Consider the following 13,700-nt stretch of genomic DNA (forward strand, 5'->3'; position numbering starts at 1 on the left):
GCACAAGGGGTTCCCCACGACTTGTCGCGGCCGCGAGTCCGCGCACGCGCAGACGGGCCATTGCCGACGGCGGCCGCTCTTCGGTCACCGGGTCCTGGTGAAGGTACGGCGGTAGGTGCGGGGCGGTACGCCACGGCGGCGGACGAACTGTTCGCGCAGCACGGCCGCGGAGCCGTAGCCGACCAGGCGGGCGATCTCCTCGACCGGCAGGTCCGTGGTCTCGAGGAGTTCCTCCGCCCGGCCGAGCCGCAGACCGAGCACCCACGCGTGGGGCGTCGTGCCGGTCGCGGCGGTGAACCGGCGGGCGAAGGATCGCCGGCTCATCAGGGCGCGCCGCGCCAACTCCGCGACGGGCAGCCGTTCGTGGAGGTGTTCCCGGGCCCAGGCGAGCACGTCCGCGAGCCGTTCGTCCTCGCTGTCCTCGGGGACGGGAGCCGCCACGTACTGGGCCTGCCCGCCGTCGCGGTGCGGTGACAGAACGAGGTCGCGGGCGACGGCGTTGGCGGCGGCCGCTCCGTACTCGCGGCGCAGCAGATGCAGGCAGAGGTCGAAACCGGCCGCGGCCCCCGCGCCCGTGAGGATCCGGCCCTCGTCGACGTACAGGGCGTCGGGATCGACGGTGACGGACGGGTGGCGGCGGGCGAGGAGATCGGCGAACCGCCAATGGGTGGTGGCCCGAAGACCGTCGAGCAGCCCGGCGGCGGCGAGCGCGAACGCACCGACGCAGTGAGCCCCGACCAGCGCGCCGCGGGCGTGCGCGGCACGGAGCGCCTCGAGCACGGGGGCGGGTGGTGGAGTGCGGAAGCCGGCCCAGGGGAGGGCGAGTACGAGATCGGCGGAGGCGAGCCGTTCGAGCCCGTGCTCGACGGCCAACGGCACCCCGACATCGGTGACGACGCGCCCCGGCCGTTCGGTGCAGAGCGCGAAATCGAAGCGCGGAGGCCCGTCGGCGTGGGCGTCGAAGACCTCGGCGACGAGACCGACGGCGAGCATGCCGACGCGAGGCGGGGCGTAGGCGGCGACGGAGAGGAACGGCATGGCGCGGAGTATGGCAGGAGGTGGCACCGAACCCGTGATCGGCGGCAGAGGGTCGCTCGGCCTGGTCGCGGTCGGCACGCTGTCCTCCGGGCCCTCAGGTTCGCGGAAAATACTTCGCGCGGTCCGGAGTCCCCGGTCTAGGGTGTGATCGTTCCCCGGGACGGCCGTTGCGGCCGTCCGCGAGTGTGTCGACGTGTGTGATCCAGGAGGTGTGACCGATGGCTGTCATGACGACGGGCGCTGCCCTCATCCAGAAGTGCGTCAACTCCACCTCTGTGGTCTCCGGCTGACCTTCCTGTCTCATCCGCGCGCCCAAGTGCGCGTGCCGGGGCCACCCTTGTGAAGGGTCACCCCTTGTCTTCCTCTTCTTCTCCGCAGGCTTCTTCTCCGCAGGCTTCTTCTCCGCAGGCTTCTTCTCGTCAAGTTTCTTCTCCTCAGGCTTCGGCTTCGCATGCTCTCGCCCCGTACGGCTGGGACGAGAACTGGGCGACCGCGTTCGCCCCGTACGCCCGGCAGGGACTTCTGCCGGGGCGGGTCCTGCGTGTCGACCGGGGGCAGTGCGACCTGGTCACGCCTCTGGGCACCGTCCGGGCCGACACCGAGTTCGTCGTGCCCCGTGATCCGATGAAGGTCGTCTGCACGGGCGACTGGGTCGCCGTCGACCCGGACGGCGACCCGCGGTACGTACGGACGCTGCTGCCGCGGCGGACGGCGTTCACGCGCTCCACCTCGTCCAAGCGGTCCGAGGGCCAGATCCTCGCCGCCAACGTCGACCACGCGATCATCACCGTTTCGCTCGCCCTCGAGGTCGACCTCGGCCGCGTCGAGCGCTTCCTCGCCCTGGCCTGGGAGTCGGGCGCCCAGCCGCTCGTCGTACTCAGCAAGGCCGACCTGGTCCCGGACCCGCTCGGGCTCTCCTACCTCGTCGAGGACGTGGAGAGCGTGGCCCCCGGCGCTCAGGTGCTGCCCGTCAGTGCCGCGACGGGGGAGGGCGTCGAGGTGCTCGCCGCGATCGTGGGGGGCGGGACGAGCGTGCTGCTCGGGGCCTCCGGCGCCGGCAAGTCGACGCTCGCCAACACCCTCCTCGGCGAGGACGTCATGACCGTCCAGGCCGCGCGGGACGTGGACGGCAAGGGCCGCCACACCACGACCACGCGCAACCTGCTCGTCCTGCCCGGGGGCGGCGTCCTCATCGACACCCCGGGGCTGCGCGGGGTCGGGCTCTGGGACGCCGAGACCGGCGTCGGACAGGTCTTCGCGGAGATCCAGGAGCTGGCGGCGGACTGCCGCTTCCACGACTGCGCCCACGAGGCGGAGCCGGGCTGCGCGGTGCGGGCGGCGACGGAGGACGGCTCCCTGTCGGTACGCCGGCTGGAGAGCTACCACAAGCTGCTCCGCGAGAACCAACGCATCGTCGCCAAGACGGACGCCCGCGTCCGCGCCGAAATCCTCAAGGACTGGAAGCGCAAGAGCGCGGCGGGCCGCGCGGCCCTGGAGGCGAAGCGGGGCGGCAGGGGGAGGTAGGCGGCCGACGCGGTCACGGCGGGTGACGACCCGCCGTGACCGGCGACAGGCGGCCGGTGGGCGGTGCGCGGTGGCAAGGGAGCTCGGGCGCCGTGGCCGGTGTGCTGGGACGGGGCGTGGGCCTCAGCGGGGGCCGGCGTGCTCGGACGGGGCGCGGGCCGCAGCGGCGGCCCGCGCCCGACGCGGCGACGAGCCGTGACCTGGGACCGCCAGGCCGGGGGCGGCGATCCCGGGCCCTGGCGAGGCGCCCGGCTCCTCCCGGGGGCAAGGTGGTGTCCGAAAACCGCCAGCCCAGCCCCCCGTGCTCCCGCACACTGGAGCTCGTGATGGACGAGGAGACCAGGTACGAGGCGGTCAGCAGTCGGGACGCGCGGTTCGACGGGGAGTTCTTCTTCGGGGTGCGGACGACCGGGATCTACTGTCGGCCCAGCTGTCCCGCCGTCACCCCCCGGCGCAAGAACGTCACGTTCTTCCCGACCGCCGCCGCCGCGCAGGGGCACGGCTTCCGGGCCTGCCGGCGGTGCCGGCCGGACGCCGTGCCCGGGTCCGCCGCCTGGGACCTCCGTGCCGACGTCGTCGGACGCGCCATGCGGATGATCGGCGACGGCGTCGTCGACCGTGAGGGCGTGCCCGGACTCGCCGGACGGCTCGGCTACAGCGCCCGGCAGGTCCAGCGGCAGCTCACCGCCGAGCTCGGCGCCGGCCCGATCGCCCTCGCCCGAGCCCAGCGGGCGCACACCGCCCGGCTGCTCCTGCAGACCACCGGGCTCCCGATCACCGAGATCGCCTTCGCGTCGGGCTTCGCCAGCGTGCGCCAGTTCAACGACACGATCCGCCGCATCTACGCCCGTACTCCCTCCGAACTCCGCACCGAGTCCGGCACCGGCGCCGGCCCTCGCACCGGGCCCAGCACCGGCGCCCGGACAGCGCTCGCCGCCGGAGTGCCGCTGCGGCTCGCCCACCGGGGGCCCTACGCCGCCCGCGAGGTCTTCGATCTGCTCGCCGCCGAGGTCCTGCCGCACGTCGAAGAGGTCCTCGGCACCCCCGGCGCCCGCACCTACCGCCGTACGCTCCGCCTCCCGTACGGCACCGGCGTCGCCTCCGTCGACGAGACCGCCGCCGGACCCTGGCTGGAGGCGCGGATCCACCTCACCGACCTACGCGACCTGACGACCGCCGTCCAGCGGCTGCGCCGCCTGTTCGACCTGGACGCCGACCCCTACGCGGTCGCCGAGCGTCTCGGCGCCGGCCCCGCTCTCGCCGACCGGGTCGCCGCCCGCCCCGGCGTACGGTCGCCCGGCGCGGCGGACCCCGAGGAGTTCGCGCTGCGGACCCTCCTCGGCCCGGAGGAGGCCGCGCGGCTCGTCCTGACGCACGGCACCGCCCTGGACACCGCCTGCGGCTCCCTCACCCACCTCTTCCCCGAGCCCGCCGCCCTCACCGGCCACCCCTTCGCCGGCCCGCTCGCGACCGCGCTCACCACCGGCGCCCTGCGCCTCGACGCGGGCGCCGACCGCGACGAGGCCGAACAGGCCCTGCGCGCCGTCCCCGGCATGACCGCCGCCCGTGCCGCGCTCGTCCGCATGCGCGCCCTCGGCGACCCCGACGCGGCTCCGGCCGGCAGCCCGGTGGACGGCCCCGGCGCCGAGGCCTGGCGACCTTGGCGGTCCTACGCCCTCCGCTACCTGGAGGCGGTCCCGGCGTCCTCGGCCTGACCAGGCACAATTCCCCCATGAATGCCACGGACGCGACGGACGCCATGATCACCATCGACCGGCTCGGCCCGGATGACCGTGAGGTCTGGGAGCGGCACTTCCGCGACTACATCGACTTCTACGGCCGTACCGAAGGCCCCGAGATGTACGACCGCGCCTGGAAGGAGTTCCAGGACGACACCCGGCTCCACGCACGGGCCGCCCGGCTCGACGGACGGCTCGTCGGCTTCACCCACTTCCTCGTCCACCCCAGCACCTCCGGGCCGGACGTCTGCTACCTCCAGGACCTCTTCACCGAGCCCGAGGCGCGCGGCAAGGGCGTGGCGCGCGCCCTCATCGCGGCTGTCGCCGAGTGGGCACGGAGCGAAGGCTGCGACCGGGTCTACTGGAACACGCAGGAGTCCAACTCCACGGCCCGGCACCTCTACGACAAGGTCGCCAGGAACACGGGGTTCATCAGGTACCAGATTGATCTTCCTTAGCCCCCTCCGGCCCGGGAAGGCCCCAGCTGTGGATCCGGCGCGGGTGGATCCGGATGACCTCCTCGCTGAAGTGCGGGCCGAGCTCGTGCGGCCCCACGAGGAGCTCGGCCTCGCCCCGGATCTCGACCCCCCGCACCCGCCAGGGCCGTACGCTCGCCAGGTCGTCGACGACCAGCGCCACGTGGGGGTTGGTCATCAGATTGCGCCACTTCTTCGTGCGGCCCATGGCCATGCCGCCCACCAGGACGGTGCCGTCCTCCTGCGGGAAGAAGCCGACCGGGTTGGCCTGCGGCCGGCCCTGCGGGTCGACCGTGGCCATCCGGCCCAGGCGCTGGGTCCTGAGGTAGGCGCGTTCCTCGTCGCTGAAGCCCTCGAAATCCCTCATGCGGCCAGCATCACGCGCCGGCCGTCTCCCGGGCATCGGCGGCAGGACGGATCCTCGCGGAGCCGAGTCGTAGCCGGGTCCCGGCCGAGTCCTAGGACCTCAGCCCCAGACGACCGCCCCCGCCCACGCGCCGACGATCAGCAGACACGCGAACAGTTCCACGAGGATGCTCGTGCCGGCCGCCCGCATCACGGTCCTGGTGGAGGCCCGGGCCTGGCCGTGGCCGCCGAGGCGGAGACGCTCGGAGAGGTAGATCCCGCCGACGAAACCGGGGATCGCGCCGAGCACGGGGACCAGCAGGAAGCCGAGGAACGCGCCGACCCCGGCGTACGTCACCATCCGCCGGGTGATGCCGACCCCGCGGATCCGCCGCTGCGGCAGCTGCCAGACGACCACCTGGGTGAGCAGGAGCAGCGCGGTCGAGGAGACGAGCAGGATCCAGGCGAGACCGGACTGCTCGTGGAGGGACCACCAGAGCATGGCCGCCCACACCAGCCACGGCCCGGGCACGCCGGGAGCCAGCACCCCGAACAGGCCGAGCAGCATGACCATCGCGACGAGCAACAGCTGCCACACACCCATCTGTCAAGGGTGCAGGACCGACCGCGTTCTCGCAGGTCGCGCCATACGCCAAAACCACGGACGGCCGTACGCGAAAGGCCTGGGCGCCGCGTTCGAAGCCACCTCGGAGCCCCACCCCCTACCCCCGGGCCACCCACCCCCTCTCGTAGGCGTGCCAGCCCAGCTGGAGGCGGGTCGTCACCCCGGTCAGTTCCATCAGGCCCTTCACGCGGCGCTGGACCGTGCGCAGGCCCAGGTCCAGCTGCTTCGCCACGCTCGCGTCCGTCATGCCCGCCAGCAGCAGTGACAGGATCTCCAGGTCCGTCGCGTCGGGACCCGGCGTCTCCGACTCCGTGACCTGTGCGCCCGCGCCGAGGCGCAGCGGCAGCGCATCGCGCCATACCGCCTCGAAGAGGCCCATCAGGGACTCGAGGAGCCCGCTCGCGTGCACCACCAGAGCCGCCGGTTCCGCGCCCCGGCCCGTCAGCGGGACCATCGCCAGACTCCGGTCGGCCACCACCAGCTTGGTGGGGACCCGGTCCACCACCCGGATCCGCTCATCGCGTCCGAGCGCCGCCGACAGCTCGACGATTCCCGACGGCAGCGTCAGCACCTCGCGCTCGACGACCACCCGGTAGGCCACGCCCCGGCCTGCCGCCAGCTCCTCCGCGTCGTTCTCCATGCCGGTCACCGCGACCGGCTTGCCCGTCACGAGCGCACAGACCTCCTCCGTCGCGCCCAGCTGCAGCTGGAGGAAGCGGTGGGTGACGGCGCTCGCGCCGGTCACGACCTCCACGAGGTCGTGGACGGCCGGCTCCGCCGCCTCCGCCCGGTACTCCTCCGCGAGCAGCGCCGCGGCCAGTTCCGCCTGCTCCAGTTCGTGCCGCTGCTGGGTGAGGAGCGCGCCGAGCGCGACCCCCGGCGGGGCCGCCACCCACCGCCCGGTCCCGGCCGAGGACTGCGCGGCCAGGCCCCGCGACTCGAGGCGCCGCAGCGCCCGCTCGGTGTCCGTCTCCGGAAGGGCGAGCCGGTGGGCCAGGTCCGTCACCTCGGCCGCGCCCAGCGCGACGAGCGCGCGGTACGCGGACTCCTGCCGTTCGTCGAGACCTATCGCTCCCAGCATCGCCGCCCCGCCCCTCGCCGGATGTCCCCGGACGTGCCCCACGCCCCCGGACGTCCCGGACCTTCCCCGGACGTTCGGCGGACGCTTTCGTTCCGTTGGTGCCATGGCGGGAATCGGCCACGACGCATTCCCGCCGCGCCCATCATCCCTGTACCACCCTCACCTCTGCCAATGTGGCGGCACCGCAGCACCAACAGCCTCCAGGGTCCAGGTATTTGCCTACCTATGCCCGGAATCATATGGGGAGAGCGATGCGCCCGATTTCGCGTACGGTCCTGGGGGTGGCGACCGCCGCCGTCCTGGCCGTCACCGCGGTCGCGCCGTCCACGGCCGCCGCGCCGGGGGACGACTCGACCGGCAATCGACCGCTGGTCGGCAGCGAGGCCTCCGCCCGTGCCGGGGAACGGGCCGCCACCGTCACCCTGGTCACGGGCGACCGCATCCTGGTCAGCCGGGACGCGGCCGGCAACGCGGCGGCGTCCGCACTGCCCCGGGAGGACGGCACCGTGCCGCTCGTCCAGACCCGCCGCTCCGGCGAGGACCTGTACGTCTACCCGGAGCGCGCCACCGCCGCACTCGCCGCGGGCCGCGTCGACGAGGAGCTCTTCAACGTCACCGGCCTCGTCCGCCAGGGCTACGACGCCGCCGCCACCGGCACGCTCCCGCTCATCGCCGTCTACGGCACCGACCTCGCCCGCTCCGCACCGCCCGCCGCCCCGCGCGGAGCCCGCCGCGGCCAGGTGCTGAAGGCCGTCGACGGCGTCGCCCTCCAGGCCGACAAGAAGCGGGCCGCCACCTTCTGGGCCGAGGTGGAAGCCCCCGCCGCACGCACCGCGGGCGGCCTGAGGAAGCTCTGGCTGGACCGCAAGGCCGAGGCCACCCTGGAGCACTCCACCCGCCAGGTCCACGCCCCCGAGGCGTGGGCCGCGGGCTTCGACGGCACGGGCACCAAGGTCGCCGTCCTCGACACCGGCGCCGACGTCGGCCACCCCGACCTCAAGGGCCGCGTCGTCGCCTCGCGCGACTTCACCGACTCCGACGGCGCCGACGACCGCCAGGGCCACGGCACCCACACGATCTCCACCGTCGGCGGCTCCGGAGCCGCGAGCGGCGGAAAGAAGAAGGGCGTGGCGCCCGGCACGGACCTCCTCAGCGGCAAGGTCCTGGACGACTCCGGCTCCGGCGCCGCCTCCTGGATCATCGTCGGCATGGAGTGGGCCGTCGCCCAGGGCGCCGACGTGGTCTCCATGAGCCTCGGCAGCCCCGTACCGACCGACTGCACCGACCCGATGAGCACCGCCGCCCAGCGACTCGCCCAGAACCAGGGCACGTTGTTCGTCATAGCCGCCGGCAACACCGGCCCGAAGCTCAACACCGTCTCCTCGCCCGGCCCCCCGACGTGCTGACCGTCGGCGCCACCGACCGCGACGACTCCACCGCGTACTTCTCCAGCCGCGGCCCGACGATCGTGAGCCACACCCTCAAGCCGGAGATCGCCGCCCCCGGCGTCGCCATCTCCACCGCCGCGGCGGGCGGCCGCGGAGTGTACGCCTACCAGTCCATGTCCGGCACGTCGATGGCCGCCCCGCACGTCGCGGGCGCCGCCGCCGTCCTCAAGCAGCGCCACCCGGAGTGGACCGCCCGCCAGATCAAGGCCGCGCTCGTCTCCTCCGCCGAGAGCTCCGTCCCGGGCGACGTCCGCGAGGTCGGCGGCGGCCGCCTCGACGTCAGGGCCGCCGTCGACCAGACGGTCCTCGGGCAGGCCGCCGTGCAGGGCGGCACCTTCCACTGGCCCCAGGACACCAGCGACCGGACCACCGTCCCCGTCCCGTACACCAACACCTCCGGCCGGTCCGTCACCCTGACCCTGGCTGTCGAGAAGGTCACCGGCAACGACGGCACACCCGTCCGGTCCTCTCTCGCCCGGCTCGGCAAGCGCACCGTGACCGTCCCGGCGGGCGCCACCGTCGAGGTCCCGCTGCACCTCGACCCGGCCGCCCACCTGGAGCGCGCCCGGCTCGTCGACGCGGGCACCGGCACCCCGGACGAACTGAAGGCCGCCGGAGTCCAGGGCCGTATCGCCCTGGTGCGCTTCCCCGACACCTCCACCAGCGCGAGCACCGTCGCCCGGAACGCGAAGGCGGCCGGAGCCGTCGCCGTCCTCGCCTACCGCACCTCGCCGGCCCGCTGGTACCCGACCGGGGGCTTCACCGGAGCCGGGTTCCCGGTCCTCGCCGTCGACTCGGCCGAAGGCGCGGCGCTGCTCGCCGAACTCGCCGCCGACGAGGTCACCCTGAGCTGGAAGGCCACCGCGAAGAGCCCGTACCTCTACAGCCTGGTCTTCCCCGAGACCGGTGCGATCCGCGACGACAAGGTCTACCGGGTCCGCGACGGACAGCTGGGCCGCACCGAGTCGACGTACGGCTCCATGGGCGTCGCCACCGACTTCATCGACAACCCGGCGGCCTACCGCCCGAACGGCTCCGGCGTGTTCTTCGGCGCGGTCGAGCCGGTCGCGGCGCCCGGCACCCGGACCGAGTACTACACGCCCGGCGACACCCGGTGGGAGCAGGTCCTCTCCTCCGGCTTCCCGTTCGGCGAGTTCATGCGGGGCACCGCGCACGCGTACACGGCGGGGGAGAAGCGCACCGAGCGCTGGTACGACGGCGTCGTCGCCCCGACCGCCCCGCGCGACGCGGCCGGAATGCCGGTCCTCGTCGCCGAACGCCAGGGCAACCTGATCGGCTTCGCCGACGCCCTGTGGGGCGACAGCACCCACGACGCCCAGGCCGGTTCCTTCGGCGACATCGGCAACGTCCGGCTGAGCAGGGACGGCGAGCTGCTCGGGGAGAGCGCATGGCCGTTCGGAGTCTTCGAAGTCCCCTCCGCGAACGGCGCGTACACGCTCGAACAGAACGTCATGAAGATCGGCAGCGAGGTGTGGGCGCGCTCCACATCCGTCAACTCCGTGTGGAAATTCACCTCGAAGCTTGACGAGAGCGTCTACTCTCAAGGCATCCCGATTCTCTTCCCCCGGTACACCCTGCCGGAGGACGGCCTCAAGACCCTCGCCGCGACCGACGACCAGAAGATCGGCCTCACCGCGACGGGTCACGCGGGCTACACGCCCGCCGCGCTCACCTCGGCCAGGCTCTCGTACTCCTACGACGGAGGCACGACCTGGACGGAGGCGCAGGTCTCGCAGCAGGACGGTGCGTGGACCGCGACCGTGAACCACGCGGGCGCGGCCGGCCGGCCGGTCACCCTGAAGACCGAACTGACGGACAGTCACGGCAACTCCGTCACCCAGACCGTGGTCCGCGCTTACGACGTGCGCTGATCACGCCGGTCCGCCGGGCGTCCTTCCCGTGGGGGGTGGGGTCGCCCGGCGGACCCACCTTTTTCCGGATGTCCCGTTTTCATGCGGCCTGCGCGGTGGACAATAAGGGCATGACTCAGCAGGGGGACAGCTGGTGGGACAAGCTCTACGACGAGTCGGCCCCGGACACGGCGCCGACCGCGACGGGTGACACGCTGGAAGACCGCTTCGACTCCGCGTCCCGGGCCATGCCCGCCGCCGTACGACGGGACAGCGCCCCGCCCCGGCCGGAGCGGCCCCCGTGGGAGCCCCTCGACACGGAGGAGGAAGCGGGCGACCCGCGTCCCTTCCCACCGCCCCCCGACGCCCCGCCCCCACCACCGGCATCGCCCGCAGCAGCCGTACCATCGGCACCACCCGCCCCACCGGAACCGCCGCCCCCGCCCCCGCCCGCGCCTCCCAGGTCTTCCGCGCCGGCCCTCGAGACCCAGCAGGCCGACACCGCCGCCGTCCCCCGGCCCCGTACGGGTCACATCGGCAGCCGCCCGCCCACCTACGAGGCCGAGCCCACCGCACTGCCCGCCGCCCGCCCCGGTGAACTGGCCGACCTGGTCGCCGACACCGTCCTCGACGGCGCCCGCTACGGCGCCTGCACCGTGCGCGCCGCCTCCCTGCGCGGCGACTCGGCCCGCTACCGCGGCGAACCCCGCAGGGACACCCTGCTCACCGCACGCTTCGGCCAGGACGAGGCCGCGCTCGTCCTCGTCGCCGTCGCGACCGGCGCCCGCGCCTCCGAAGGCGCCCACCTCGCCGCCGCCGAAGCCTGCCGCTGGATCGGTGACGCCGTCGGACGCAGCCACGCCCGGCTCTCCGAGGACATCAGGGCCGGCCGCCGCGGGGACCTGAAATCGGGGCTCCACCGGCTCACCGACCGCACCTACGGCAAGCTCCGCGCCCGCGCCGCCGAACGGGGCCTAGAACCCGAGGAGTACACCGCGAGCCTGCGCTGCCTGCTGCTCTCCGCCGACCCCGGCTGCCGTACCCGGGTCTTCTTCGGCATCGGCCGCGGCGGGCTGTTCCGGCTGCGCGACGGCGCCTGGCAGGACATAGAGCCGCTCGTACCCGAGCGGTCGGCCCTGCGCGGCGCACCCGTCCTCGGCTTCGGTTCGCCCCCGCCCGACACGCCGGCGGAGACGGAGGAAGGCGACCGGCTCACCATGGACCTCGGCATCACCACACCCGCCGGCCCCTTCGTGGAGGACCCGCACTCAGCCTCCGGCGGGAGGGACCCCCATCTCGCTTCGCTCGCGCCGCCGGCCGAGCCGTTCCGCTTCCGCGCCTCCGTCGCCCGCCCCGGCGACACCCTGCTGCTCGCCTCCGAAGGACTCGCCGAGCCGATGCGCGGCGAGCCCGCCCTGGCCAGGGAGCTCGCCGAGCGCTGGGCCGGCGCCGAGCCGCCCGGGCTCGCCGCCTTCCTCGCCGACGTGCAACTGCGGGTGAAGGGGTACGCCGATGACCGTACGGCGGTGGCCGTCTGGGAGGCGTAACGCTCCTGCCCATGTGTTGATGGATCCATGGCCAAACAGAACGTCGCAGAACAGTTCGTCGACATTCTCGTCCGAGCGGGCGTGCAGCGCCTGTACGGAGTCGTCGGCGACAGCCTGAACCCCGTCGTCGACGCCGTCCGCCGCACCCCCGGCATCGACTGGATCCACGTCAGGCACGAGGAGGCCGCCGCCTTCGCCGCCGGGGCCGAGGCACAGATCACCGGCCGCCTCGCCGCCTGCGCGGGCTCCTGCGGCCCGGGCAACCTGCACCTGATCAACGGCCTGTACGACGCCCACCGTTCGATGGCACCCGTGCTCGCCCTCGCCTCGCACATCCCGTCGAGCGAGATCGGCCTCGGCTTCTTCCAGGAGACCCATCCCGACCGGCTCTTCACCGAGTGCAGCCACTACAGCGAGCTGGTCTCCAACCCGAAGCAGATGCCCCGGCTGCTGCGGACGGCCATTCAGCGCGCCGTCGGCCGGGGCGGCGTCAGCGTCGTCTCCCTGCCCGGCGACATCGCCTCCGAGCCCGCCCCCAAGGAGGCGGTGGAGCACGACCTCGTCGCCACCCGGCCCACCGCCCGTCCGGGTGACGCCGAGATCGACGCCCTGGTGCGGATGATCGACGCCGCCGATCGGGTGACGCTGTTCTGCGGCAGCGGCACCGCCGGCGCGCACGCCGAGGTCATGCAGTTCGCCGAACGGCTCAAGGCGCCCGTCGGCCACGCGCTGCGCGGCAAGGAGTGGATCCAGTACGACAATCCGTTCGACGTCGGCATGAGCGGACTGCTCGGCTACGGCGCCGCCTACGAGGCCACCCACGAGTGTGATCTGCTGCTCCTGCTCGGTACCGACTTCCCGTACAACGCCTTCCTGCCCGACGACGTCACGATCGCCCAGGTGGACATCAGGCCCGAGCACCTCGGCCGCCGCTCCAAGCTCGACCTCGCAATCTGGGGCGACGTCCGCGAGACGCTGCGCTGCGTCACTCCGCGGGTGCGCGCCAAGACCGACCGCCGCTTCCTCGACAAGATGCTGAAGAAGCACGCCGACGCCCTGGAGGGAGTCGTCAAGGCGTACACCCGCAAGGTCGAGAAGCACGTGCCGATCCACCCCGAGTACGTGGCCTCGGTCCTCGACGAACTGGCCGACGACGACGCCGTGTTCACCGTCGACACCGGCATGTGCAACGTGTGGGCCGCCCGCTACATCTCGCCCAACGGACGCCGCCGGATCATCGGCTCCTTCTCGCACGGCTCCATGGCCAACGCCCTGCCCCAGGCCATCGGCGCCCAGTTCGTCGACCGTGGCCGCCAGGTGATCTCGATGTCGGGCGACGGTGGATTCGCCATGCTCATGGGAGAGTTCCTCACCCTCGTCCAGCACGACCTGCCCGTGAAGATCGTCCTGTTCAACAACTCCTCGCTCGGAATGGTGGAGTTGGAGATGCTGGTCGCCGGGCTGCCTTCCTACGGAACGACGAACCACAACCCGGACTTCGCCGCCATCGCCCGCGCGGCCGGCGCCTACGGCGTCCGCGTGGAGAAGCCCAAGCAGCTCGCGGGCGCACTCAAGGACGCCTTCAAGCACAAGGGACCGGCCCTCGTCGACGTCGTCACCGACCCCAACGCCCTCTCCATCCCGCCGAAGATCAGCCGCGAGATGGTCTCCGGCTTCGCGCTCTCCGCCGGCAAGATCGTCCTGGACGGCGGTGTGGGCCGCATGCTCCAGATGGCCCGTTCCAACCTGCGTAACGTCCCCCGGCCCTGAGAGGTCTGATCCGCACCCCCGTCACGCATCCCACCACATCGCCCGCATCGCATGAATGCGGGCGATGTGGTGGGGCATGCATCCCCGTGAGCCTGTTCGAGGCGAGCGGCGCGCGATGCCGTTCCGACATGTGGGTGGGGGTTATGGCAGGGGAGGCGAGACAGCCGACTCAACTGCTCAGGAAGGTGGGATGCGCCGATCTCACCGCGGTGCCGGAGGTGCGACATGCGTTGCGG

Annotated in this window: 9 protein-coding genes and 1 pseudogene; 6 read left to right on the forward strand and 4 right to left on the reverse strand. The window is 73.1% G+C overall.

Features of this window, described 5'->3' with window-relative positions; genetic code table 11:
• Window positions 1-84 precede the first annotated feature (84 nt).
• Window positions 85-1,038, reverse strand: coding sequence for a GlxA family transcriptional regulator (locus IE136_RS24455; RefSeq protein WP_229819096.1), 954 nt, complete (start codon window positions 1,036-1,038; stop codon window positions 85-87).
• Between the two features lie 354 nt (window positions 1,039-1,392).
• Here IE136_RS24455 and rsgA point away from each other — a divergent pair, with 354 nt between their 5' ends.
• The 3 genes from rsgA to IE136_RS24470 all read left to right on the forward strand — a co-directional run bounded on the left by rsgA (window position 1,393) and on the right by IE136_RS24470 (window position 4,759).
• Window positions 1,393-2,562 carry a ribosome small subunit-dependent GTPase A gene (rsgA, locus tag IE136_RS24460; RefSeq protein WP_229819097.1) on the forward strand — a complete coding sequence of 390 codons (1,170 nt, stop codon included), beginning with the start codon at window positions 1,393-1,395 and terminating at the stop codon, window positions 2,560-2,562.
• A 326-nt stretch (window positions 2,563-2,888) separates the two neighbouring features.
• Window positions 2,889-4,277 carry a bifunctional transcriptional activator/DNA repair enzyme AdaA gene (locus IE136_RS24465; protein WP_189601418.1) on the forward strand — a complete coding sequence of 463 codons (1,389 nt, stop codon included), beginning with the start codon at window positions 2,889-2,891 and terminating at the stop codon, window positions 4,275-4,277.
• 17 nt (window positions 4,278-4,294) lie between these two features.
• The gene (locus IE136_RS24470; RefSeq protein WP_229819099.1) at window positions 4,295-4,759 is read left to right on the forward strand and encodes a GNAT family N-acetyltransferase; all 465 of its coding nucleotides are present in this window, start codon (window positions 4,295-4,297) and stop codon (window positions 4,757-4,759) included.
• Here IE136_RS24470 and IE136_RS24475 read toward each other — a convergent pair.
• From IE136_RS24475 to IE136_RS24485, 3 genes are all read right to left on the reverse strand, one after another.
• Window positions 4,734-5,144 carry a PPOX class F420-dependent oxidoreductase gene (locus IE136_RS24475; protein ID WP_189601419.1) on the reverse strand — a complete coding sequence of 137 codons (411 nt, stop codon included), beginning with the start codon at window positions 5,142-5,144 and terminating at the stop codon, window positions 4,734-4,736. The genes IE136_RS24470 and IE136_RS24475 overlap by 26 nt on opposite strands.
• Window positions 5,145-5,243: 99 nt before the next feature.
• Entirely contained in the window at window positions 5,244-5,726 is a 483-nt protein-coding gene (locus IE136_RS24480; RefSeq protein ID WP_158991724.1) for a DUF456 domain-containing protein, read from the reverse strand.
• 118 nt (window positions 5,727-5,844) lie between these two features.
• Entirely contained in the window at window positions 5,845-6,828 is a 984-nt protein-coding gene (locus tag IE136_RS24485) for a helix-turn-helix transcriptional regulator (protein ID WP_189601420.1), read from the reverse strand.
• Window positions 6,829-7,079: 251 nt separating this feature from the next.
• Here IE136_RS24485 and IE136_RS36970 point away from each other — a divergent pair.
• The 3 genes and pseudogenes from IE136_RS36970 to IE136_RS24500 all read left to right on the forward strand — a co-directional run bounded on the left by IE136_RS36970 (window position 7,080) and on the right by IE136_RS24500 (window position 13,464).
• Window positions 7,080-10,168, forward strand: a pseudogene (locus IE136_RS36970) (S8 family peptidase).
• Window positions 10,169-10,278: 110 nt separating this feature from the next.
• Window positions 10,279-11,694: a protein phosphatase 2C domain-containing protein gene (locus IE136_RS24495; protein WP_189601421.1), complete on the forward strand. Its 1,416-nt coding sequence runs from the start codon at window positions 10,279-10,281 to the stop codon at window positions 11,692-11,694.
• A 27-nt stretch (window positions 11,695-11,721) separates the two neighbouring features.
• Window positions 11,722-13,464: a pyruvate dehydrogenase gene (locus tag IE136_RS24500; RefSeq protein WP_189601422.1), complete on the forward strand. Its 1,743-nt coding sequence runs from the start codon at window positions 11,722-11,724 to the stop codon at window positions 13,462-13,464.
• Window positions 13,465-13,700: the final 236 nt, after the last annotated feature.

Origin of the sequence: Streptomyces lateritius, assembly GCF_014649715.1 — a bacterium.
In the GTDB taxonomy this organism is placed as follows: Bacteria; Actinomycetota; Actinomycetes; order Streptomycetales; family Streptomycetaceae; genus Streptomyces; species Streptomyces lateritius.